23 protein-coding genes and 2 pseudogenes are annotated in these 23,716 nt (G+C 45.8%); 17 read left to right on the forward strand and 8 right to left on the reverse strand.

What is annotated here, in order from left to right:
- Positions 1-45: 45 nt before the first annotated feature.
- The 6 genes from NST47_RS01825 (at position 46) to NST47_RS01850 (ending at position 4,837) form a co-directional block, all read left to right on the forward strand.
- Positions 46-921 carry a carbohydrate ABC transporter permease gene (locus tag NST47_RS01825; RefSeq protein WP_341153689.1) on the forward strand — a complete coding sequence of 292 codons (876 nt, stop codon included), beginning with the start codon at positions 46-48 and terminating at the stop codon, positions 919-921.
- 13 nt (positions 922-934) lie between these two features.
- Positions 935-1,777 carry a carbohydrate ABC transporter permease gene (locus NST47_RS01830; RefSeq protein WP_341153690.1) on the forward strand — a complete coding sequence of 281 codons (843 nt, stop codon included), beginning with the start codon at positions 935-937 and terminating at the stop codon, positions 1,775-1,777.
- A gap of 26 nt (positions 1,778-1,803) precedes the next feature.
- Complete coding sequence (locus tag NST47_RS01835; protein WP_341153691.1) at positions 1,804-2,493, forward strand: N-acetylmannosamine-6-phosphate 2-epimerase; 690 nt, start codon at positions 1,804-1,806, stop codon at positions 2,491-2,493.
- Positions 2,494-2,502: 9 nt separating this feature from the next.
- Positions 2,503-3,381 (forward strand): ROK family protein, encoded by an 879-nt coding sequence (locus NST47_RS01840; RefSeq protein WP_341153692.1) that lies wholly within the window; start codon positions 2,503-2,505, stop codon positions 3,379-3,381.
- 67 nt (positions 3,382-3,448) lie between these two features.
- Positions 3,449-4,303, forward strand: coding sequence for a MurR/RpiR family transcriptional regulator (locus NST47_RS01845; protein WP_076233791.1), 855 nt, complete (start codon positions 3,449-3,451; stop codon positions 4,301-4,303).
- 57 nt (positions 4,304-4,360) lie between these two features.
- Positions 4,361-4,837, forward strand: coding sequence for a YhcH/YjgK/YiaL family protein (locus NST47_RS01850; RefSeq protein WP_341153693.1), 477 nt, complete (start codon positions 4,361-4,363; stop codon positions 4,835-4,837).
- A 71-nt stretch (positions 4,838-4,908) separates the two neighbouring features.
- Here NST47_RS01850 and NST47_RS01855 read toward each other — a convergent pair whose 3' ends face one another.
- From NST47_RS01855 to NST47_RS01870, 4 genes and pseudogenes are all read right to left on the reverse strand, one after another.
- Positions 4,909-5,055 carry a hypothetical protein gene (locus NST47_RS01855; protein ID WP_341153694.1) on the reverse strand — a complete coding sequence of 49 codons (147 nt, stop codon included), beginning with the start codon at positions 5,053-5,055 and terminating at the stop codon, positions 4,909-4,911.
- Positions 5,056-5,057: 2 nt separating this feature from the next.
- A pseudogene (locus NST47_RS01860) lies at positions 5,058-5,606 on the reverse strand (HD domain-containing protein); the annotation flags it as partial.
- A 67-nt stretch (positions 5,607-5,673) separates the two neighbouring features.
- Entirely contained in the window at positions 5,674-6,546 is an 873-nt protein-coding gene (locus NST47_RS01865; protein ID WP_341153695.1) for an RNA polymerase sigma-70 factor, read from the reverse strand.
- 39 nt (positions 6,547-6,585) lie between these two features.
- Complete coding sequence (locus tag NST47_RS01870) at positions 6,586-7,770, reverse strand: NAD(P)/FAD-dependent oxidoreductase (RefSeq protein WP_341153696.1); 1,185 nt, start codon at positions 7,768-7,770, stop codon at positions 6,586-6,588.
- Positions 7,771-7,978: 208 nt separating this feature from the next.
- On the opposite strand from NST47_RS01870, the gene NST47_RS01875 reads away from it, so the two are divergent.
- A complete protein-coding gene (locus tag NST47_RS01875) occupies positions 7,979-8,413 on the forward strand; it encodes an SRPBCC family protein (protein ID WP_341153697.1) in 435 nt (144 codons plus the stop codon).
- 203 nt (positions 8,414-8,616) lie between these two features.
- On the opposite strand, the gene NST47_RS01880 is transcribed toward NST47_RS01875, so the two are convergent.
- Positions 8,617-9,501, reverse strand: coding sequence for a pirin family protein (locus NST47_RS01880; RefSeq protein WP_341153698.1), 885 nt, complete (start codon positions 9,499-9,501; stop codon positions 8,617-8,619).
- Positions 9,476-9,949 carry a MarR family winged helix-turn-helix transcriptional regulator gene (locus tag NST47_RS01885; protein ID WP_341153699.1) on the reverse strand — a complete coding sequence of 158 codons (474 nt, stop codon included), beginning with the start codon at positions 9,947-9,949 and terminating at the stop codon, positions 9,476-9,478. Before NST47_RS01885 ends, NST47_RS01880 begins: the two co-directional genes overlap by 26 nt.
- Before the next feature lie 236 nt (positions 9,950-10,185).
- On the opposite strand from NST47_RS01885, the gene NST47_RS01890 reads away from it, so the two are divergent.
- From NST47_RS01890 to NST47_RS01915, 6 genes are all read left to right on the forward strand, one after another.
- Positions 10,186-11,022 (forward strand): YitT family protein, encoded by an 837-nt coding sequence (locus NST47_RS01890; protein WP_341153700.1) that lies wholly within the window; start codon positions 10,186-10,188, stop codon positions 11,020-11,022.
- A 19-nt stretch (positions 11,023-11,041) separates the two neighbouring features.
- The gene (locus NST47_RS01895) at positions 11,042-11,737 is read left to right on the forward strand and encodes a response regulator transcription factor (protein ID WP_341153701.1); all 696 of its coding nucleotides are present in this window, start codon (positions 11,042-11,044) and stop codon (positions 11,735-11,737) included.
- Positions 11,730-12,833: a sensor histidine kinase gene (locus NST47_RS01900; protein ID WP_341153702.1), complete on the forward strand. Its 1,104-nt coding sequence runs from the start codon at positions 11,730-11,732 to the stop codon at positions 12,831-12,833. The genes NST47_RS01895 and NST47_RS01900 overlap by 8 nt, the downstream gene beginning before the upstream one ends.
- Before the next feature lie 126 nt (positions 12,834-12,959).
- Positions 12,960-13,823, forward strand: a complete 864-nt coding sequence (locus NST47_RS01905; RefSeq protein WP_341153703.1) for a M15 family metallopeptidase — start codon at positions 12,960-12,962, stop codon at positions 13,821-13,823.
- A gap of 181 nt (positions 13,824-14,004) precedes the next feature.
- Complete coding sequence (locus NST47_RS01910; RefSeq protein ID WP_341153704.1) at positions 14,005-14,490, forward strand: CcdC family protein; 486 nt, start codon at positions 14,005-14,007, stop codon at positions 14,488-14,490.
- Between the two features lie 202 nt (positions 14,491-14,692).
- Entirely contained in the window at positions 14,693-15,514 is an 822-nt protein-coding gene (locus NST47_RS01915) for a Cof-type HAD-IIB family hydrolase (protein ID WP_341153705.1), read from the forward strand.
- Here NST47_RS01915 and NST47_RS01920 read toward each other — a convergent pair.
- Together NST47_RS01920 and NST47_RS01925 are read right to left on the reverse strand one after the other, a co-directional pair.
- Positions 15,507-17,246, reverse strand: coding sequence for a glycine betaine ABC transporter substrate-binding protein (locus tag NST47_RS01920; protein WP_341153706.1), 1,740 nt, complete (start codon positions 17,244-17,246; stop codon positions 15,507-15,509). The genes NST47_RS01915 and NST47_RS01920 overlap by 8 nt on opposite strands.
- Entirely contained in the window at positions 17,246-18,448 is a 1,203-nt protein-coding gene (locus NST47_RS01925) for a quaternary amine ABC transporter ATP-binding protein (protein WP_341159582.1), read from the reverse strand. Before NST47_RS01925 ends, NST47_RS01920 begins: the two co-directional genes overlap by 1 nt.
- Positions 18,449-19,139: 691 nt before the next feature.
- On the opposite strand from NST47_RS01925, the gene NST47_RS01930 reads away from it, so the two are divergent.
- From NST47_RS01930 to NST47_RS01940, 4 genes and pseudogenes are all read left to right on the forward strand, one after another.
- Positions 19,140-20,087, forward strand: coding sequence for a helix-turn-helix transcriptional regulator (locus tag NST47_RS01930; protein ID WP_341153707.1), 948 nt, complete (start codon positions 19,140-19,142; stop codon positions 20,085-20,087).
- 65 nt (positions 20,088-20,152) lie between these two features.
- Complete coding sequence (locus tag NST47_RS01935; protein ID WP_341153708.1) at positions 20,153-20,692, forward strand: DinB family protein; 540 nt, start codon at positions 20,153-20,155, stop codon at positions 20,690-20,692.
- Positions 20,693-20,982: 290 nt separating this feature from the next.
- Positions 20,983-21,567 (forward strand): annotated as a pseudogene (locus NST47_RS37105) (YhgE/Pip domain-containing protein); the annotation flags it as partial.
- Positions 21,568-21,726: 159 nt separating this feature from the next.
- Entirely contained in the window at positions 21,727-23,703 is a 1,977-nt protein-coding gene (locus tag NST47_RS01940; protein ID WP_445667437.1) for a YhgE/Pip family protein, read from the forward strand.
- Positions 23,704-23,716: the final 13 nt, after the last annotated feature.

Consider the following 23,716-nt stretch of genomic DNA (forward strand, 5'->3'; position numbering starts at 1 on the left):
GATCAACGAGGGTCCTAAGGCTGGTAATTAGAAAGGTCCAACGATATGAGAATTCGTAATCAATCCATCAAAGATAATATCACCGGGTATTTGTTTATTTCTCCGCAGATGCTGATTTTCCTAATTTTTTTGGTGTATCCGATTATTGAAGGTATAAGGCTTAGCATGTATCGGATCACTTATCAAAGTGAGAAGTTTGTTGGACTGGACAATTACGTAACGCTGTTTAACGATCCTGTATTTTTTAAAGCGCTCTTCAATACAATTGTGTTCGTTGTGTTCATCGTCATATTGACGGTTGGATTTGCAATGTTTGTAGCTTCTGCTGTATTCGATAAAAATGCTAAGTACGTCTCATTCATTAGAGGAAGCTATTATGTACCCGTAATGGTATCCATGGTCGTCATGAGCATGGTGTGGAGCTTTTTGCTGAATCCTGCTAATGGACTTATTTCTTATTTTTCTAAGGAAATGGGTTTAGGTACGGTTAATCTCCTTGGGAAATCAACAACGGTTATGCCGGTTATTATATTCGTAACATTCGCTACAAATGTTGGGCAAGCGATTATCCTGTATATCGCCGCGATGCTCGGCGTTCCTAAAGATCTGTTTGAAGCTGCGGAAGTGGACGGCGCCAGCAGATGGCAAGTTATTTTCAAAATCCTGATTCCTTCTGTTCAATCCACGACCCTATATATTGTGATCATCAACATCATCGGGGTTTTGAAAATATTCGTTGTTATCCAGCTCTTAACAGGCGGGGGACCGAATAACTCCTCAGTGACATTGATGTACTATCTTTATAATAACGCCTTTAAATTTAATCAACTTGGTGTGGCTTCTGCGGTAGGGGTCATTATGTTTGTGATTACGTTGTTGTTATCGTTGCCGCAGTTAAGAAGCTTGATTAAGGATAAGTAAGGGGGGAGTCAGCATGGCGAAGACAACAAATAAAAAGAAGTTGGAGAAATTTGATATTATATCGAATGTGATCATCTTTCTCCTTGCACTCTTCAATTTATTTCCTTTGTATTGGTTAATAACAAGTTCTCTAAAAAACAGCTCGGATGTTGTGAAGATGCCGCCCGATTGGTGGCCTACAACCATTACTTTCTCCAACTATGTGGATGTGTTTAAAAGCCAGCCGGCTTTAAGATGGGCATTCAACAGCATATTTGTTTCAGGTGTTACCACAGTCCTTGTTATCGCCGTAGGGGCGATGGCCGCTTACGCTTTCTCAAAACTTACGTTTAAAGGTAAAGATACCATATTCATTATTTTCATCGCGAGCTTGATGATTCCTAAAGAAATTATGATTGTGCCTTTATTTCGGATTACGCAGCAATTCGGGATGGTCAACAGCTACAGCGGGATGATATGGCCGAACGTCGCTACTGCCTTTGGTGTATTTTTATTAAAGGGTTTTTTCGATGCGACTCCGAATGCATTAAGAGAAGCGGCAAGAATTGATGGGGCCGGGGAATGGAAAACCTTCATGCAAATCATGCTGCCCATTGTCAAACCTGGCATCGGGGCGTTGTTTATATTAAATTTCGTTCAAGTATGGAACGATTACTTATGGCAATCTGTCGTAGGGCAAGAGAAAAATATGAAAACCTTGATGGTGGGTACCGCAACGTTGATGCAGGATCTAAATCCGAATTTTGCATATAAAATGACGGGCGCTACTGTTGCCGCAATTCCGATGCTATTAATTTTTGTGTTATTCCAACGTTACTTTACCCAAGGAATGACGGCTGGTGCAGTCAAGGAATAAATTTATAGGTGTGGAGTTGGAAGCAGATGTATACAAACAGAAATATACTCGATATGATAAAAAGAAAAGTGGTCGTTTCTTGTCAAGCCTTGCCTGAAGAACCGCTGCATAGCCCATTTATTATGGGAAGAATGGCGTATGCGGCTTATTTGGGCGGAGCTTCGGGAATTCGAGCTAACAGCGTGGACGATATTAAGGAAATCAAAAAGCATGTGGATTTACCGATCATCGGGATCATTAAACGAGTTTACGAAGGATCGGAAGTATTTATTACACCTACCATGAAGGAAATCGATGCGCTATGCCATGAAGGCGTAGATATGATCGCGATCGATGCGACGGATCGCCCGAGACCGGATGGCTTGACGCTGTCAGAGCTGTTTTCGCAAGTAAGAGAGAAGTATAAAGACCAGCTCTTTATGGCAGATTGCTCAACTTACGACGAAGCGATTATGGCTGTTGAGCTTGGATTTGACACTGTAGGAACTACATTAAGCGGTTATACGAAAGCGACGAAGGACAGGTCCTTGCCTGATTTTGAATTGGTCGAGAAGCTCGTAAATACGTTATCCGTTCCAATCATTGCAGAGGGTGGCATTTCGACACCTGAGGAATTGAAAAGATTATTTGACTTGGGTATTTATTCGGCAGTGGTGGGGTCGGCCATTACAAGACCCATGGAAATCACGAAAAAATTCATCAAGGCTGTTCAATAACCGATGGCTATGAAAATATTAGCGGCGGATATCGGCGGAACCAATACCAAGATGGGCATTTGCGATGAACGAGGACTTATCGTCGAATTTAAGGAATATGCTACGGAAAGCCATTTGGGAGGCCCTCATGTAATGGATAATTTGCTTGCCCAGCTGTCAGCGTATGCTGACTACGATGCTATTGCCATCAGTACGGCTGGACAAGTAAATACCGAAGAAGGTTATATTGTTTATGCAAACGAAAACATTCCCAATTACACAGGGATGAAGATTAGTGAGACGCTGCAAAATCGATTTCACACGCCGGTTAAGGTAGAAAATGATGTCAATGCCGCCGCGCTCGGAGAAGCTTACTTTGGTGCAGCCAAATCGTTTGAAGATTTCTTATGTCTTACTTTTGGTACAGGGATCGGCGGTGCTATTGTTATTAATCATCAGATATACCGTGGAGCGAACGGTGTGGCCGCGGAGTTTGGGCATATCTTTACGCGTCCGTTACCGGAAATGAACGGCGGAGCAAGTAAACCTTACTATGAAACCTCAGCCTCAACGGCAGCCTTAATCCGAATGGCCAAGCAAGCAGATCCGGAATGTGTGGACGGGAAAGTTTTATTTGATAAAATAAGAACAGGCAACGATAAGCTGCAGCAAATTGTACACGCCTGGACGGCCGAGGTAGCCGTTGGTTTAGCATCACTCATTCATATTTTTAATCCATCGGCTATTATTGTTGGTGGCGGAGTGATGGAGCAGGATGAGCTGGTTCGTCTAGTCGAGGTACAAACCAAGGATTTAATTATGGAGAGTTTCTCGGACGTGAAGATAGTTAAGGCATCACTTGGGAACAAGGCTGGCTTATTAGGTGCGGCATCACTATTTTTACGATGAATGTCGCGCAGCTGTAATCCCTGAAGCCCCGAGCGTCTGAATCCTGAGGATTAAAAGAGGTGATAGGGTGCGTGCAGTCAATATTTTTACTACGATACATTCCAAGTACAATAACCTGACGAATACGGAAAAAAAAGTAGCGGACCATGTCCTGGAAAATGCGAAAAGTGTGGTATACATGTCCATTACCGACCTTGCGGATGTCTGTGGAGTGGGTGAATCCAGTATATTCAGGTTTTGCAGGTCCTTAAGCTATAAAGGGTATCAGGATTTCAAGATTGCACTGGCACATAGCATCACGGTGGAGAATGAAATTCCGCAGCTCACGGACAAGGTTCTGATGAATGATACGATCGATCAGGTGGCTTCCAAGGTGCTGGCAACGAATATAAGTGCGCTCAACGAAACGTTTAATTTAATCGATATCGCCAAAATGGATCAAGCCATAGACCATCTGCTTAAAGCGGAGCGGGTCATCTTTTTTGGTGTCGGCTCTTCGTTAATGACGGCTATGGAAGCAAAAATCAAGTTTATGCGCATCACCAACAAAACGGAATGTACGATCGATTCGCATCTTCAGATGATGTCGGCGGCGTTAATGACCAAACGGGATGTTGCCGTGATTATTTCATATTCCGGCTCTACCAAGGATACCATCGAGGTGGCCAAAAAGGTAAAAGAACGCGGCGCGACAATCATTTCCATTACCAGATTCGAGAAGTCCCCGCTCACTTCCTATTCGGACCTTACGCTGCTGTGCGGTGCGAACGAAGGCCCTTTGCAGGGCGGTTCCTTATCTGCGAAAATATCACAGCTCTATTTGCTGGATCTCCTCTATGTTGAATATTTCAAAAGGGATTATGAGGAGTCCATTAGAAATAAGGAAAGCACGGCTGCGTCCGTGACTGTTAAATTGCTTTGATAATGTGCCATTACTGAATGAAATGCTGTCTGAGATACGCAATTGGAGGAATCAGTTATGATTATAGGTTCAATGTCATTATGGGAAAATCAAGCCACCTTCGAGCATAAGATTATCGTATCGGCGATAGAGCAACTGAATACAATCCTCAAACAAAATTCCGATACAGGACGAATTGAAATCAAGGGTGACCAGATATATGCGACGATTATGGAATTCGATACCAAACCCATGCAAGAGCAGCTTGCGGAGAAACATGAATTGTATATCGACATCCATTACCTGATCGAAGGCGAAGAGACGATCGGCTGGTTTGCACTTCGGGACGATGTTGAAATCGTAAAGCCTTATGACAGTGAACAGGATTACGCGTTGTATGAGCCTTCGCCGGACGAGCTGTTGCTCCAGCTCAAGCCTGGAATGTATGCCGTCTTTTTCCCAAATGATATTCATAGACCCGGCATGGGGCAGGGGCAGCAAACGAAAATCAAGAAGGCCGTAGTGAAAATTCATGTCGATTTGTTTAAATCCTAAATTCGCAGCCCGGTATCTATTAAGGTACTGGGCTTTTGCTATTTTAAGCTGGAGGAAGCCTACTGTAAAGGTCACGTCGATGGAAGCAGCAAATGATAAGCTTCTGTCGTTTTCTTTAATAAATCGATGAATTCACGAGCAGCGTAACCCATATATTTTTCCTTGTGATGGACCACTCCGATTTGTCTGTGGAAAGAGGGATTTTTGATTTTGATCATGTATTCCCGAATATCGTTTCCGGCTTATGTTTAAAGCCTTCAAGGAATGCTGGCAATATTTTTGTTTTAAAATTATCACGCGGGAAAGCAACAACCACCTTCTCACGTATGTCCTCCGAGATGCTGCCAAAGTTTTCACCCATCACATCATAGCCTACTCCTGAATAGATTAACGCCACTTCGGGCTCTTAATACTGGGCAACCCCGATGGTCGTATGCAGGGCGATAGCATCCCATACAAGTCGAATCGATTCATCGGGAACTCCGTGCTGCTGAAGATAGCTTCTGGCTGCATTGGCCCCGTCGATTTCAAAATGTTTGTCAGGGCTGCTATATTTGGGGGTAAGCCCCAAGTCATGAAACAGTACGCTAATATAAAGAAGCTCGGGATCGAATTTGACTCCCGCATTCTGGCCTTGAGGAGCTCCGTAAAGATAGACACGGTGAGAATGGTTCCATAATAGGGTATCACCATGCTTACGAAGCAATTCAGCCGCGCCAATCGCCAGCTTACTGTCAGGAATACGAATATCAGCAATGGATTTCGACATCATAAAGGGCTTCCTCATAGGCAGTTGAATACAGCATGATTAATCGTATCTATGAAGTATCCATTGGTTATTTATCACTTGCCTTGATGAACCTCAGCTTGTCGGGGTTTCTAATGAAGTAGACACTACGAATCGTATGGTGTTCAATGTGCAGAAAGCCAACGGTGTCAATGTGTTCTCCCGTTCGAATTACAAACCCGGTCTGGCCGTTCAAGGGTCGAACCTCCACTTGAAAGCTCACTTCGTCTTGTGCGGCTTGGCGGATGAGGCCGAACAGGAAGCGGGCTACGCGGTCGCGTGTAACTATAGGATGAACAGCGGCTAAGACTTTGCCACCTCCGTCGGATAGAAGCACAATATCCTCAGAGAGCAGGGACAACAGTGATGGGACATTGCCTTGTTCGAGCGCTGATAAGAAGCGGCCTACCCATTCCTCCCTTGCTCCTTCAGCGGGAACTGAAGCATGCTGGGCAATTCCCATCTTTTCTCTGGCGCGACTGATGAGCTTACGGCAATTCGTTTCGCTTTTGCCTACCAGTCCAGCGATATCAGCATAATCAAAGCAGAGAGCTTCGCGAAGGACGAACACCGCCCGTTCTGACGGAGACAGACGTTCAAGCAGTACGAGCATGGCGTAAGATAGCAAGTCTTTGTGAATGACTGCTTCGAATGGATCTTCGTCTGAAGTCGGGATAGGTTCTGGAAGCCACGGCCCTATATAAAGCTCACGTCTTGAGCGGGCCGATCTCAGCAAATCGAGGCAGCGATTGGTTGTCATTTTGCACAAGTACGCTTTGGGATGTGCTAATCGTTCAGGGTGGATGTCGTGGACTTTCACGAATACGTCCTGCACGATATCCTCGGCGTCCGCCGCCGAGCCGGTCAACTGGTAAGCAAGCCTAAATAGCAGTCCTTTATACTTTTCGTACAGGTCCTCCATCACGGATTCAACACCTTTCTCTCAGGTCATGGATTCCCTTTATTTTAACAGACTCGCCATATCCCATGTAAACTTGCGAATTTTCCAACCGAGCTTTCCAGTCAGGATAATATCCAGCCCCCATTGGCGGGTCCACACCATTCCACGTTCCGGCCCGAGTCCAATGCAAAAGAAATCCATATAGCTCTTATGTGAAGGCGCAGGGGTTCCTTTCAAATCGGCTAACAGGATTTTGCCCAATCGCGCGGCTTGCCCAGTCGCTTCCTTACATGTCAAGCGATCGGCTTGACCACTGTTCGGATCCACGATGTGGGCGCAATCGCCGATGCCGTATACACCTACAGCACCCTTCACACGATATGAAGCATCGACGATGACCTGCCCTTCCTTCGTCAGCGGCAAGCCCATGCTGCGAAGCATGGGGTTGGGCAGCAGTCCGAGCGTCCAGACACACAATCCGACCGGAATTGTGCTGCCGCGAGACAGTGACAAGTGACCATCCCGTTCGTGGAGCGCCTTCTGCTCGTGAACGACAGTAACCCCGCAATCGGATAAAGCCTGTTCCAGCTTGCGTCCCATCCTGGGTGGGCCTTCCGAAAAAAGCCGGTTCTGCGCATTCAGCAGGTAGATCTTCACTTCTTTAGGGTCAAGGGCAAGCTTCTTCGCTTCTGCCCTCACCGTGTAAGACAGCTCGGCGGATGTTTCGATACCACTAATCCCTGCTCCGGCGACGGCTAGAGTCAGCAATCGCTGCCGCACTTCCCCTTGCGGCTCTTGAACAGCTAGCCGCAGGTTCGTGAGCCATGCTTCACGGATAGCCGAAGCTGAGTCCAATCCGGTCAAAGAGATGCCGCCTTGCTCGGGTTCTGCTTGCCGAACGAGACTACCCACCGCCAGAACAAGAATGTCATAGCTCAATACCTTCTCGCTATCCTCTTCATTCCGGTACAGCAGCTGTCTTTCTTTACCTTTTACCATCGTTACCGTACCTTGGACAAATTGAACGCCTTCCGTGAAAAGGGTTTTCAGCGGCACAGTAATGTCCATCTCTCCGGCAGCGGGCTTGAATAGCAATACTTTACGAAGATGATAGGGCTGCTTGTCGATTAATATGAGGTTTAGGTTTATGGTGTTTGCATGTTCTCCCAAGGTTTTGCGAATGGCTTGGATTGCATTAATTCCAGCATAGCCACCCCCAACGATAACGCATGTCAATTGTTTCATGTTAACCATCTCCTTGTTGCGGTATGTACATATAACGGAGATGGCGGTATTGTTGTGACAAAAGATGTCATCCTATATTTTACAATGGTGAAAGATGGTATTATGATGAAAAAAAGGTGTTAGTCAGTTAACAGTAACCAACCAAAGAGTCCGCTGTGAAGCTGCTTGGTGGTTATCGATCCCCACTACGATGAATGAGGTGTTGTAATTGGACAATAAGCTGTATTCCGGGGCGCACAAGGTTATTGGTCAAACGGCTTCAGTAGGTTTTCAAGTCGGAGTTCGAAGAACGCTTCCTGTCTCTCAGGAGCAGGCCTGGGCATTTCTGATCTCTACTGAGGGCTTGAAATTATGGCTCGGCGATCTGCCATCCCTTCATCTAAACGTGGGGGAATCTTTTCGATCCAAAGAAGGCATTACAGGTCAACTGCGAGTGGTTAAGCCGTTTCAACAACTCCGTATGACATGGGGGACCAAGGACTGGGAACAGCCATCCACTCTGCAAATTCGTTTGCTATCCGCTAAGCCTGACAAAACAACGATTAGCTTTCATCAGGAAAAGCTGGATAGTTCCAATACAAGAGAACAGATGAAGCTTCATTGGGAACAGGTATTAGCCGCGATCACAAACCAGATTACATGAAGAGGTTATTGTGGTCGATGACCCGGGCATTGATCATCATACAAACCTAGTCGAAGGTGGATGTTGAACTTTCAATGGCAAATTATGTGGATGAAAAGAAAAGAGAGATCAACATAAAAAAGAGATCAACATAAAAAAGAGATGACTCCTGATAAATCCAGGAAGTCATCTCATGGCCGCTGAGCAGGGCTTTCCCTGATGTGTTAGAAATTTGCGTTACCCATTTTGCCTGATTGAAAGTCTTGATAAGCTTCAGTAATCTCTTCGCGGCTATTCATGACAAAGGGACCTTGTTGAAAGATAGGTTCATCGATGGGCTCCCCGCTTAGGATAATGACCAGTGTGTCATCACTTTGTCCTTCAATGACGATCTCACCGGGAGTATTGCCAAATAACACAAAGGTTCCTTCGCTCGCGATGGTGGTTTCGTTGATTATGGCCTCCCCTCTAAGCACCAAAGCGGCAGTGTTGAACGAGGAGGGAAGCTCGAATTGCGCTCTCCCATTAGCTTTGAAATCAATATCAAACAAATGGATCGGTGTGAAGGTGCTGGCAGGCCCACGAACGCCGTTGTACTCGCCGGCAATGATACGGACTTCTCCACCATCATCAGGCAGTGCTACTCTACCCATATTTGATTTCAGCAATTCCTGATATTGGGGCGGGTGCATCTTATTCGCACGAGGGAGATTAACCCACAGTTGAATAAAATGAAAGCTGCCGCCGCGTTGTGAAAATTCCTTTTCATGATATTCCTTATGCAGCAGTCCAGAGCCGGCTGTCATCCACTGAACATCCCCGGGCCCAATGATCCCGTGATTGCCATGGTTATCATGATGCTCCACATAACCATCATAAGCAATAGATACCGTTTCGAAGCCTCTGTGAGGATGAGCGCCGACTCCTTTGGTTTTACTGCTGGGTGGAAAAACAAACGGTGCGTTATAGTCCATCAGAATAAACGGGCTGAATCGTTGTCCGAAGTTATTACCCGATGGAAAGTAGTTGGATACACGAAATCCATCCCCTACCATATGGAATGGTGCACCCTGATAGGTTCCTTCAATGGTCCTGAATGTTGTTGTCATATTCATGCACTCCTTTACCTAATAGTTTGAGCAGCACAATGGTTTCCTGCTTTTGCGCTGGTGAAAGGCCATTCATAATTTGCTGTATACTTTCTGCATGCTGTGGGAAAATGCGATCCATCATTTCTTTACCTGCAACCGTCAAGTCTGCATAAACAACCCTTCGGTCTTCAAGGCAAGGGATCCGCTCGACGAGCCCCTTTTTCTCCAGCTTATCCAGGTTATAGGTCATTGTGCCGCTTGTGATTAGAATTTTCTCGCCAATTTGTTGAATGGGTATTTTGCCTTTGGTCGATAATACCTCCAGAATTCCGAACTCGGAAGGAGTTAACTCATAGTTTTTAATATCCTTGGCAGCCTTATCCATAAGGCTCTTGTAGGTTTTGGATAACACGACCAAGAGCTTGAGTGAAAGAGCTTGATCATCATCCGCGGCCTGCTTCGTCATGGTGCATCACCCCATTGATAATATCTTTATATAAATAATCTTAAATTAAAGATATCATATGAAGAATGTTTAGTCAACCCATGCTTCCATCGATATGATGGGGAGATAAGGGGTTCCATCGTCGGACAGCCAGCCTAAAAATTCGTCGATTTAATGCGTAAATGCGTAATATGGTATACTATTCTCGCGTATGGGACGCTCGCATATGGATCGTGTATATAAAAGGTGGCATTGTCATGAAACAAAAGGGCATAGATATGATTTTTCTTATAACAGGTTCGTTGATGTTCGCACTGGCGGTTAATCTTTTTATTATTCCCAATACGTTCGGTGAGGGTGGGGTTACGGGATTAACGATTATTTTATTTTACTTGTTCCAATGGTCCCCGGGACTGGTCAACTTGATATTGAATGCATTTTTACTGATGATTGGCTATAAATTTTTGGATAAGACGACGATTATTTATACGATCATTGCTGTGGTCTTCAATTCCTTTTTTCTGTACGTCACAGAGGGATGGCGCATTTCCTCTAATGAACTGCTGGTGAATGCCATATTTGGCGGGGTATTTGCAGGTATCGGGCTGGGCTTGATCATACGGGTTGGTGGAACTACGGCAGGTTCGACGATACTGGCCAGAATTGCAAATAAGTATTTGGACTGGAATATAAGCTACTCCTTGCTGATGTTGGATCTGATCGTAGCAGCCTCTTCCTATTTTATTATTGGGGCCCAAAGCTTGATGCTTACGATTATTATGCTTTATGTGGGCACCAAGATGATGGATTTTATTATTGAAGGCGTTAATCCCAAAAAGGCGGTCACGATCATATCCGAGGAACAGAATAAGATCGCCGAGCAAGTGAACGTGCGGCTGGACAGAGGCGTTACCGTTATGTACGGTCATGGTTACTATTCCAAACAACCCAGAGAGATTCTCTATATTGTCGTCAGCAAGCAGGAAGTCAGTTTGCTCAAAAAAATAGTGAAGTCGATAGATAAAAATGCGTTCATTACCGTTCATGATGTGCGAGATGTATTCGGCAATGGGTTTGTTGATATTTCAAAGTAATACACAAGGGATGGTTCCTATGAAACGAATTACAATTTTGATAGCTGATGATGAGTTGGAAATTGCAGAGCTGGTTGAGCTGCATCTGCACAAAGAGGGTTATGACGTTATTAAAGCTTCGAATGGGCTGGAAGCTGTTCAAGCTGTTCAGCTGCATGCCATTGATTTGGCGATTTTAGATATTATGATGCCCAAGCTGGACGGTTATGAGGTCACTCGACAAATTCGGGAACAGCATACCATGCCTATCATTTTTTTGAGTGCCAAAACCTCTGATCTGGATAAGATCGCAGGACTCGTAAGGGGAGCGGACGATTATATGACCAAACCGTTCAACCCGATGGAATTGGTTGCTCGTGTGAATGCGCAGCTGCGGCGTTCGATGCAGTTGAATCAAGCGGCGGAAGCAAATAAACCCGTGTTGGAAGCAGGGGGGTTAGCCATTTATCCGGATCAACGTACCGTTACCCTGTATGGGCAGACTGTCGAGCTGACGCCGAAGGAGTTCGATATTTTGTATTTGCTGGCCCGTTCTCCCAAAAAGGTCTATGGTGCGGAACATATTTTTCAGCAGGTGTGGGGCGAAGCCTACTATGAAGGGGGGAACACGGTCATGGTGCATATCCGTACCCTACGGAAAAAGCTTGGAGAGGATATGCATAAAAACAAGCTGATCAAAACCATATGGGGAGTTGGATACACATTTAATGGGTAAAAAGTTGCGCAGCTTCCGGTCTACGATGATCCTGTTACTCGGTTTAAGTATGCTTCTATCCGGTACCATTACTTATATACTCTATAAAGCTCTCCAGCTGTATTATCATTCCCAAGTCCAATATGGAGATTCACTGGTTTATATTCGCTTGTTTGTGAATAGGATTGGAGACGTCAACTTTTTCCTGATTATATTTGTCCCGCTCGCGATAATGTTTTTCTTTTTCTTAACGAAGCCTTATGCTGCTTATTTTCATAAAATTTCCAACGGCATACATCATCTCGCCAATGGCGATTTTATAAACCGGATTCATATCTCAGCGGGCGATGAATTTGGCGATATTGCGAAGGATATTAATCTGGCGAGTGAAAAATTGCAAGCCGCTGTAGAGAGAGGCGATTTTGCAGAAAGCAGCAAGGATCAGCTGGTCTTGAATTTGGCTCATGATTTGCGTACGCCTCTGACTTCTGTTTTGGGTTATTTGGACTTCATTCTTAAGGACGATCAGTTGACAGAGGAGCAAATCAAGCATTATACGAGCATCGCTTTTACCAAGTCTCAACGATTAGAAAAGCTGATTGATGAGCTATTTGAAATCACCAGAATGAACTATGGTATGCTTCCCATTGATAAGAAACAAATAGATCTCAGCGAGCTGCTTATACAAGTCAATGAGGAGCTATATCCGATTCTGGAGAAAAATCAGCTCATAGCCCGATTGAATGTGGCTCCACATCTGAATATGTGGGGTGACGGCGAGCTATTGGCACGTGTATTTCAAAATCTGCTGACCAATGCCATCCGTTATGGCAGTGACGGTCAGTTTGTTGATATTAATGGCTATCTGGATGCCGGAGATGTGGTAGTTGAAGTAATCAATTATGGTGATCGTATTGAGCCTGAGGAGCTGCCCCATATCTTTGAAATGTTTTATACCGGCGACCCATCACGAACCCATCAAAGGGGAAGCACAGGTCTCGGCTTGTTCATTACAAAAAATATTGTGTCCCAGCATCAGGGTACGGTTTCGGTCCAAAGCAGCTTGATTCGCACGGTCTTTGAGGTGCGGTTACCCCGAGAGCACACAACCATTTAGAGAAGCCATACCATCCTATCGCATGCTTCTATTCCTCATAATTTAAGAAAAACTTTAAGTTTACCCGACTTCTTTTTTAAAATTTTCCCCTATCCTAAAGATGTGTAGGACAGGAGGAAATTGAGGATGAAGAAGTGGGTTTTTTTGTTTATTTTTGTTATGCTGCTCGGTTATGGAGCCTTTCAACAAAAGGCTGAGGTCGCATCGTTGTTTCCAACTAATAAACCGAATCAAGCACAAGAGGTGTCTTCCCAGGAGAAGAGCCAAACGATAAAGGTTGCAAAGGATCAGATCTACCAAGGGAATCTGATATTGGTCAATAAGGTATATCCCCTTCATCAGCAAGGTGTACGATCGGATGTGATCCAGCTGTCTCAGCATAAGGAACTCGTTAAGGGTTATGGCTTGTACGATAACAATATCCAACTATCGAAAAGTGTAGTTCAAGCCTTCCTGAAGCTGGTTGGTGCTGCTGAACAAGATAAAGTACGCAACTTTTCCATAACAAGCGGCTATCGGGGCCTGAAGGAGCAAGCGAAGCTATATGATGAAATGGGCTCGGACTATGCATTGCCCGCGGGGTACAGCGAACACAATCTGGGTTTATCTCTGGATATTGGATCTACTTTGATGGAGATGAATCACGCGCCTGAAGGAAAGTGGCTTAATCAAAATGCGTGGAAATACGGTTTTATTTTACGCTATCCAAAGGATCAGACAGCGATCACAGGCATTCAATATGAGCCATGGCATTATCGTTATGTTGGTTTGCCTCACAGCGCCATTATGCAAAAACAGCATTTGGTTCTGGAGCAATATTTGGACTATGTGAAAAAAGAAAAGAACATTACGTTCAAGGTCGATGGTGAGAAGTATGAGGTCTCTTATTATGCTGTTTCCAATAACATGACGATTAAAGTGCCAGCCAACCGCCGCTATGAGATATCAGGCAATAATATGGATGGAATCATTGTGACTGTGTATCCCTGACTTCAGAATTCGCTTTTTGGTGTATCCTGGAACTCCAGGCAAGCAGTGAGACCGGAGATATTTACGACATATGGATAACAGTCACGATTGACTACTGCAGATTAACGATATATAATCATAATTACATTAGTCACGAATGACTAATTGAATATGGGAAGCCTACTATTGGAGGGGTACAGTTATGGTCCAATTCGGTGCACTTCATATGCAAGTTATTTCGGGCATTGGAATGGTGGCGATGGCACTGCTAGCCATCTTTGTCCGTATGCGAGGGACCAACAAACCGATCACAACCGTGAAAATCATCATGCCACCGATCGGTATGAGCACTGGTTTTTTGATGTTTGTTGCGCCTGCCTTCCGGGTGCCAGGGATGTGGGGCTTGCTTGCTTTTTTGGTGGGACTGCTGTTATTTTCTTATCCATTAATCCGAAGCTCGCAATTGGAGCTGCATGATGGTCAAGTGTTCGTCAAGCGATCCAAGTCGTTGGCATTCGTCATGTTCGGTCTGTTGGCATTACGGATAGCGCTTCATAGCTATATCGAACAATATATATCGATTCCGCAAACAGGAGCGTTTTTCTTTTTACTCGCTTTTGGCATGCTCGTACCTTGGCGGGCTGCCATGCTGCTTAGATACCGAAAGCTGCAGCGCACAGTTTCGTAAAGCATCACACATGAAAATGTGGATATAATATAGCAATCTTGCTTGTGTTCAATTGAGATCAAGGACTGTGTGTTCTGCCGTTGCAGAGCCATGGTCCTTTTCTTTGGTAAAGTCATCAACCTCTTGCTTTCATAAAAGAGTTCTGGGACAATGAAAAGCAGATTCTTCATACGAAAGAGCAGATTGGAAAGGGCGTAATAGGATGAACTACAAAATGATCGTACTTGATTTAGATGACACGCTGCTTCGGGATGACCATACCATTTCTCCGCGTACCCTGAAAGCTTTAATCAGCGCACAGGAAGCAGGGGTTAAGGTAGTGCTTGCTTCCGGCCGTCCTACGTTTGCGATGACCCATATCGCCAAGGAGCTGGAGCTCGAAAAATACGGCAGTTATATATTGTCCTTCAACGGTGCGACAATTATGAACTGTGCAACCAATGAACCGATATTCAGCAGTACCTTAACGCCAGAAACCGTACATGAGCTATACCACATAAGTAAACAAGAGGAAGCATGGATTCACACCTATACAGGTGATGGGATCGTAACGGAAGCCCATAATGAGTATACCGATATCGAATCCGTTATTACGGGAATGAAAGTCGTCAAGGTAGACAGCTTTGTCAATGCGATCCAACAACCCGTTGTCAAGGTATTAATGATGGAAAACCCTGAAAAGCTGGTAACGGTCGAAAAGAAACTTCAAGAGCAGCTCAAAGGCAAGCTGAGTGTTATGCGCTCGAAGCCGTTTTTCCTGGAGTTCACGGAAGCTGGCGTAGATAAAGGGACAAGCCTGCATCATCTGATTCAGCAGCTTGGCATTCAACAAGAAGAGGTCATCGCCATCGGAGACAGCTACAATGACCTGGCCATGATTACATTTGCAGGACTGGGCGTGGCGATGGGCAACGCCCATGATGATATTAAGCAAATCGCCAATTTTGTGACGGATACCAATATGAACGATGGCGTTGCCAAGGTCGTTGAAGCCTTTATTTTAGATAAGCTTGCAGCTATTTGACAGCCAATTCTTCAATAGAGGTAACATTCATATAGGCAGGAACGACCAGTCCGAGCTTGGTTCCAATGAGATTGGGCCCCAGGTCCTCGAATTTACCTTGAAATTTCTCGTAATAGTCTTGATGTGTAGTGGGAAGCCAGCCAGCCACCATGGCGTCAGCGTCTCCGCTGGCGATCCCTGCCCACATCGGTCCGGCTTCCACCTGTAGCATATCCACCTGGTAGCCTAATTTGCTTTCCAGCACGTATTTGACTACATTCGTACTGGAAATTTCAGAATCCCAAGCGACATAGGCAAGCTTTAATTTCTTTCCGCCCACTTTGGGAATCCCGCTAATCCAGGCATTCACTTTATCTGGGTTAGCCTCCACCCACTGCGAAGCCGCTTCTTCCGGTTTGTGCCCCTCCTGAATGCTGGCCATCACCTGCTCCATATCGGCAGGCTTCCACTGAAAACGATCAAGGAATTGGTATGCAGCAGGTTGATCGGCTTGCAAATGCAGACGTACAATGGTGTGAATCTCCTCATCACCACCGAATACGTTTTTCGGATCGGCCAAATATTTGAGCTTGTACTTGGCAAACATCCAGTGTGGTGTCCAGCCAGTCACGATAATGGGCTTGCTTTCCTTGTAGGCTTTGTCCAGGGCTATGGTCATAGCTGTACTGGACCCTTCGATGAGCTTCCAGGAGGTAAGGTCATAGGCTTTAAGTGCTTTGTCCGCAGCATTCATCAGGCCTGAACCGGGATCAATGCCAATAATGCTGTAGCCCACCTGATCTCCCACTGAAGAACCCGTCGCAGCAGGAGCCTTGTTCTTTATTCCGATAAAGATAGCAGCGATGCATAAAGCGACTACAGCCGCGAGGATCAAAGGCTTTTTTAAGGCGAAAGACGTTTTCGCGGTTCTTTTCTTACCGATTACGCTCTGTGTCAATCGGTCCAGCAAGATGGCCAATACGACAACGGCAAGTCCTGCCTCAAACCCCTGTCCTGTTTTCAATTGGGTGACCGCCCGGTATACATCGGCTCCGACACCCTGAGCTCCGATCATGGAAGCAATAACTACCATCGACAAAGACAGCATGATGGTCTGATTGACCCCGGCTAATATAGTCGGCAGCGCAAGTGGAAACTGGACTTTAAAAAGCTTCTGAGCCGGAGTCGACCCGAAGGAATCCGCAGCCTCCACCAAATCATCTGGTACCTGTAAAATGCCGAGATTCGTTAAACGAATAGTTGGCGGGATTGAGAAAATAACCGAGGCGATAACACCTGGAACGACGCCAAGACCAAAAAAGGTAACCGCAGGGATCAGGTATACAAACGCTGGCATCGTTTGCATAAAGTCCAGTATCGGGGTCAGCGTACTCCTCACTGAGCGGTTTCGGGCACACCAGATGCCGAGCGGCAGACCAAGAATAATGGAAATAAGAGCGGAGGTTAATACCAACGCCAAAGTGTCCATGGTGGGTTCCCAATAACCGAGATTAAGAATAAGCAGCAATCCGAGTACAGCAAACAGCGCCAGCCGCCATTTACCGAAGTAGTAGGCAAGAAGCGTCAGGATTATGATAACGACAAGAGCGGGGAAAGCATGGAAAAGGAACGTAAATCCACCTACAATCCCGCCAATAATCGAAGAGAAGAAATGAAACAGAAATGCCAGATTCGTATTCATCCAGCTGATGACGGATTCTACCCAGCGGTCCAAAGGGATTTTCGGAAGCATCAGGGGTTCACCTTCTTGTCAGTAGGTTCAGAGGTTCCTGCAATGGCAGCCAGAACTGCGCCGCGGACGATAATACCTAATAGACGTCCTTTTTCATCGATCACTGTAACCGGAATTTTGGCACTGCTAATCAGCTCAAAGCACTCATTCAGATGGATGTCAGGTGGAACCGTAGGCACATCCCGAATGACGATATCCTCAATGGTTTGACGAGCTTGTACAGCCATCGCTGCATCTTCTGCCGTAATGGCACCTATCAGCCTCTTGGCTCTGTCCACGACATACAGGTTGGAAATCCCGCTTTCCTGCATCAGCTGCAGGGCGACTCGGGGTCCGCGTTCCATAGTAATGGTTTCCGGTCTACGCATCACGTAGGCAGCTGTTAATACTTTGGATAAATCGACATCCTCTACGAAACGTTCCACATATTTGTTCGCCGGATTCATTAATATTTCCTCAGGTGTCCCAATCTGGACAATCGAGCCGTCCCGCATAAGCGCGATCTTGTCGCCGATTCGCAGTGCTTCATCCAAGTCATGCGTGATGAAAATAATCGTTTTTTTCATTTTATCCTGAAGCTCCAGCAGCTCGTCCTGCATATCTTTGCGAATTAAAGGGTCCAATGCGCTGAATGCCTCATCCATAAGGAGAACATCGGGATCATTCGCTAAAGCGCGAGCCAGTCCAACCCGCTGCTGCATGCCACCACTCAGCTGGTCGGGATTACTGTCCCCGAGTCCATGCAAACCGACAAGCTCCAAGGCCTCCAGCGCTTTCTGCCGATTGGCCTGCTTGGAGCCACCTTGAATCTCCAGCCCAAACTCGACATTCTCAATGACTGTTTTATGCGGAAACAAGGCGAACTTTTGAAAAACCATACTGATCTTGCTGCGCCTGACTTGACGAAGCTGTTCCTGGTTCATCGTTACGATGTTCTCTCCATTAATGAGAATTGTTCCTGAGGTCGGTTCAATAAGACGGTTCAATAGACGGATCAGAGTCGACTTACCGCTTCCAGACAATCCCATAATGACAAAGATTTCACCAGCCTGTATGGTCAAATTGACTTTGTTGACGCCAATGGTATGCTTGGTTTCTTCGTATATTTTCTTTTTGGACCATCCCTTATCCAGAAGCAAGAGGGCCTTTTTGGGGTCTTGTCCAAATACCTTCGTCAAATTGATAACTTCAACAATATGCATAGTGACCTCCATCGACAAATTCCACTCGAACCCAAGTTTCAATGTTAATGGTATATACATAAAATAGAGAATTCATTCACCAGCTTCCGAAACTCACATCGCTTGCACGACAAATGGGGAAAAAGAATTTTTGATAATAAATGGCTGCTGCCTGCTATGGCGAATGGTTCCGTCAACATAAAAAAAGCTACCCTTTCCGCCTGAGCGGTCCTGGATAGCTTTTTTGCCGTGAAGATGTTATTCGTCTTCTTCCCATTTACGTGAGTAGGCTTTTTTGGTAATCCAAAAAGTCAAACCCAATACGATAATCAAAGAAATAACCGACCCAAAGATGATAGCAACCATCATGTTTAACACGATCCTTTTGGATATATTGAATTCCTAATTTCCAAACCCCATACCCTGAATGAGATAATGCTAGTTTACCCAGATCCTGTTGAATTCATGGCTATGCTGTTTATGGAGTATGGATTGTATATACGATTATTATATCACGTTGTTTGCTATATCTGACTATTCGAATGTGGCAAAATTGAAGCAGCGCCTGGGGGATGTCGAGGCTGGGCTAATAACGGCGAAGAGCAGCCCGACGGTTCCCTTTTGCCTTCAGAGTGCGCTGCTTATCGAGTTTTATGGTAAGCTTTACAAATGAAGATAGTAGGGTTGTATATTCCGGAGGGGATACATCGGTATGAACAAAACAGACCGTCTGTTAGCCATCGTACTCGAGCTGCAGCGCAAGGGAGTTTTAAGAGCAGAGGATCTGGCGGCCAAGTTTGAAACAAGTACAAGGACCATATATCGTGATATTCAAGCTCTTAGTGAGGCAGGCGTACCGATTGTCGGTGCTACGGGATTAGGATATTCCTTGATGGAAGGGTATTTTTTACCTCCGGTGAGCTTTACCGCGGGAGAAGCCGTGGCGCTAATGATAGGTACGGACTTTGTCGAGCATAAATTTGATTCGGATTACGGTGCAAAAGCACAAAGTGCTCGAGAAAAAATCGAAGCGATCTTACCGGAAAGTGTAAGTCAGGAGACAAACCGGGTGCGAACGACGATCAGATTGCTCACTACGCGTGAAACTCATAATAGTGGACGAGAAAAAGAAGGCTTGGAAGCTTTACGCCGGGCCATACTGGACAAGCGCAAGGTAAGATTCCATTATTCGAAGAACATACCTGGAGCCGATGGAAATCGTCATAGTGTTCGTGATGTTGCCCCATATGGACTTGTGTTTGCTCAAGGTTCATGGATATTGGTAGCGTATTGTGATTTACGTCAGGAGCTTCGCCATTTTCGCTTATCCCGTATGAGTGATTTGAGCTTATTGGAACACACATTCACGTTTCCAACTGACTTTAATTTACAGGACCATAAGCCTGCAGATGACCGGCATGTCCTTGTGCGTGTTCAAGTACACCCGGATATTGCGGATAAAGTTAAGGGGTCAGGCAGCTTTTTCATGACACAAATGGAGGATCATGAGGAAGGTTTATTGATGACCTTTCACGTTCGTCAGCCTGAGGATCTGCTGCATTGGGTGCTGGGCTGGGGGGCAGATGTCGTGGTGCTTGAGCCAGAATCGCTGCGTGATCGGGTCCGTGAAGAAGCTGAGAAAATGCTGAAACGCTACTGACATTATGGTGTCAGTAGCCTTGTTGTATAGTAAGAGCAGATCAAAAAGAAGGAGCTGTTCAAGCTATGCATACAACCGAAACCTTACGGCATTTTGAAGAAATCACCGATCATTATATTCAGGAATTAAATGAATTTACTATGGAGCAGCTAAGAAGACAACCGAGTGAGAGCGAATGGTCGCTGGGACAAATGTATGTGCATCTGATTAATTCTGCTCTGTATATGCAGCTTCGCAATGCGGATGATTGCCTGACGGGCAACGAAGCTGCGGTTATTTCTACAGAAGGAAAAACAGAAACAGGAGAAGCGACATTTAACCAAGGAAGCTTGCCGCCAATCCGTATTCAGGTTCCCGCTTCACCGCAATACACACCCGGACAGCCAGATAGTAAGGAGCAGCTTGTCCAAGGGCTGCAAGCGGTCTTGCGTCGAATGAACGAAATTGGACCGATGCTTGAACAAGAATCCTTGCAGCACACCGTCGCTCATCCAGGTTTTGGCATGTTAAATGCCAAGGAATGGTTTAGGCTCGTCGAGATGCACTACCGTCACCATTTACGACAGAAGGACCGGTTGAAAAGCGAGTTAGCAAGCAGCGTATAAGGATAGGCCATACCTGAATAACAACCGCCGCTGGTATTTGTTCTTAAAAGCCTTGAGCTTATAGCTCTAGGCTTTTTGTGCGCTGTAAGGAACGTGTCACACCTGCGATCTGTTGGACTGATAATGCTGATCATTACACGGTTACAGGTTGGGTCAAAGTTTTGAGGCTCTTAGATTTGTTATTTTCATGCCAGAGCGGGTAATTTATGATGAATAAAGCCAATCTATAACGGATAAGGTTTCTTCTCAATCATTTCCTTTCATGATAAGATGTCACTTAAGTGTTGAGATCGATTAGCACGTTATTTCATTCCAACAGTACAGGTGGTCCATACATGCGTTCCATATGGGAAATATACAAAACAGATTGGTTAAATATTTTCAAGGTGCCTACCGGGATTTTTCTGATCATAGCCATTATTTTGCTTCCATGCTTATATGATTGGGTAAATATTAAATCGGTTTGGGATCCGTATGCCAATACGGAAGGGGTCAAAGTTGCGGTCACGAGCGAGGACCTGGGAACAACTGTTGCCGGTAAGAGCATTAATATCGGCAAGGAGCTGCTGGACAGCTTACACAATAACAAGAAGCTTGGCTGGACCTTCGTCACCAAGGAAGAGGCGGAGAAAGGTCTGGACCGCGGCACCTATTATGCCAGCATCTTGATACCGTCCGACTTTTCCAGCAAAATCACAGGGATTGTCAACGGCAATTTGGAGCGGCCCGAAGTGATCTACAGCGTTAACGAAAAAGTGAATGCAGTCGCACCCAAGATCACTTCATCAGGTGTCTCAGCGATTACCAAGCAGATTAACGAGAACTTCACGGAAGCTGTCAGTGAAGCTTTACTTACGAAGCTTACAGAGATCGGCATTCAGATCGAGGAGCAGCTGCCCACAATTCGCAAGATCGAGACCGGCATCTTTGAACTGGAAGGCAAGCTTCCCGAGATTCAGGCTGCAGGACAAAAGGTGCTGGAGCTTGAACAGAAGCTACCTGAGATTCATGACAAGGCGCAAATCATTCTTGAAGTGGAGCAAAAAATTCCCGAGATCAATCAAGCCGCTCAATATGTTCTGAAAATCCAGCAAAATTGGCCGAAAATCAATGAGGCGCTCTCGGAAATCGTCGTCATTCAGAATAAACTACCTGAGATCAAACAGGCCGTCGCCCGAATTCAGGAGCTGGATGATAATTTTGACAAGGTAGCCAATACGATTTCCCTTGCCTCAGATAAAGCGGGTAAGGCTATCGAGATCGTGACGGCTGCCCAGAATGCATTGCCGCGAATTGCTGAAATCGCTGATGAAGGTACCGCAATCGCCAATGAATTGAACAAGTTCCTGACAGCAAACGAGGAGACGTTCAAGCTGATTGCTCCGCTGGTTAAGCAGAATTTAACGTTGGCACAGCAAGCTGCGGATGCAACCTCGCTGCTCACAGAGAGATTGTTGAATATTAATCCGGCTTTGCTGCCTACTGCAGCAGAGGTGACTGCCGTGAAGGACAGGCTCTCTACAGTTGTACGATTGCTGGGACATACCTCATCGCTGCTTAGCCGGATCAACAGCTATATTCCGGGTCAGCCATTAAATGATCATATAGCGCGGCTGCAAACCATTGAGAAAAATATGAATCTGCAAATCGCAATTTTGGGCGCGATTGCAACCGATCTGGAGAATGGGAAAACGCCCCTTAAGGATGCGGTTAAACGCTTGAACGAGCTATCCCAAAATACGAGTGCTGCGTTAGGGATCATTCTCTCCAAGTACGATAGCGAGATTGTACCCAACCTGACCAAGGGGATCGAAATACTAAAAACCGTCAACGGTACGGCCTCCGATATTCTTCAGACGGCCAAAGGCAAGCTCCCCGACATTAAAGCGATTCTGGAGGACGTGAAGAGTGGACTTGAATTCGGGCAAGCCGAATTGATTAAGATCCAGGAGCAGCTGCCGCAGATTCGCGCGAAGGTCCATGAAATGGCGCAAGCGCTGCAGAGCAAGGCAGAAGCTTTCGAGAAGGCGATTAATATCGCCGCCCCTTTTGTACAGGATAAGCTCCCTGAAATCGGGGAGAAGCTGGACAAGGCAGCAGCTTTCATCAATAACGATCTGCCTCAGACGGAGGAGGAGCTCGTCAAGCTATCCGATTTTGTGCGTAACAAGCTGCCTGAGGTGGAGTCCGGCGTCCATAAAGTCGCGGGTTTGGTTCGTGATGATCTGCCTCAGCTTGAGCGTGCAATCAGTCAGGCAGCGGACAAGCTTAGAGAGGTCGAGGCGAACAATCACTTCGCTGATCTGGCCAAGCTGCTGCGTGGGGACATTAAGAAGGAAAGTGAGTTCCTGGCCAGTCCCGTACAGATCAATGAGAATCGGAAATACCCGATACCGAATTATGGATCGGCGATGTCACCCTTTTATTGTGTATTATCCTTATGGGTGGGTGCGACTTTGTTGATTTCATTATTGAAGTCGGAAGCGAGTAATCCGGAAGGGCGCTTTAAGCCCTATCAACTATATTTGGGCCGATTGGCAACCTTCGTGACGATTGGGCTGTTCCAGGCATTATGCATCACACTGGGCGATTTCTTTATTTTACACGCCTATGTGGCAGATAAAATATGGTTCGTTCTGTTCGCTATGCTGGTCAGCACCGTATTTGTGACGATAACCTTTACACTCTTGTCCGTCTTTGGCAATGTTGGGAAAGGCATCGCAATCATCTTCATGGTATTCCAATTCTCCAGCTCGGGCGGAACGTTTCCGATCAGTATGACGACGCCTTTTTTCCAGGCTCTGAATCCATTCATGCCCTTCACTTATGCGATCAGTCTGCTGCGTGAAGGGGTTGGCGGGATTCTATGGGCAACGGCGCTCAAGGATATCGTTTGTCTGATCGTTATTATTGGTCTCAGCCTGTTCGTGGCTCTGGTTCTGAAGCGTCCGCTCAGTGGTATTATCAAGAAATCGATGGAAAATGCCAAGAAAACGAAAATTATTGATTGATGAAGGTTGACGT

Origin of the sequence: Paenibacillus sp. FSL H8-0034, assembly GCF_038000305.1 — a bacterium.
GTDB lineage: Bacteria > Bacillota > Bacilli > Paenibacillales > NBRC-103111 > Paenibacillus_S.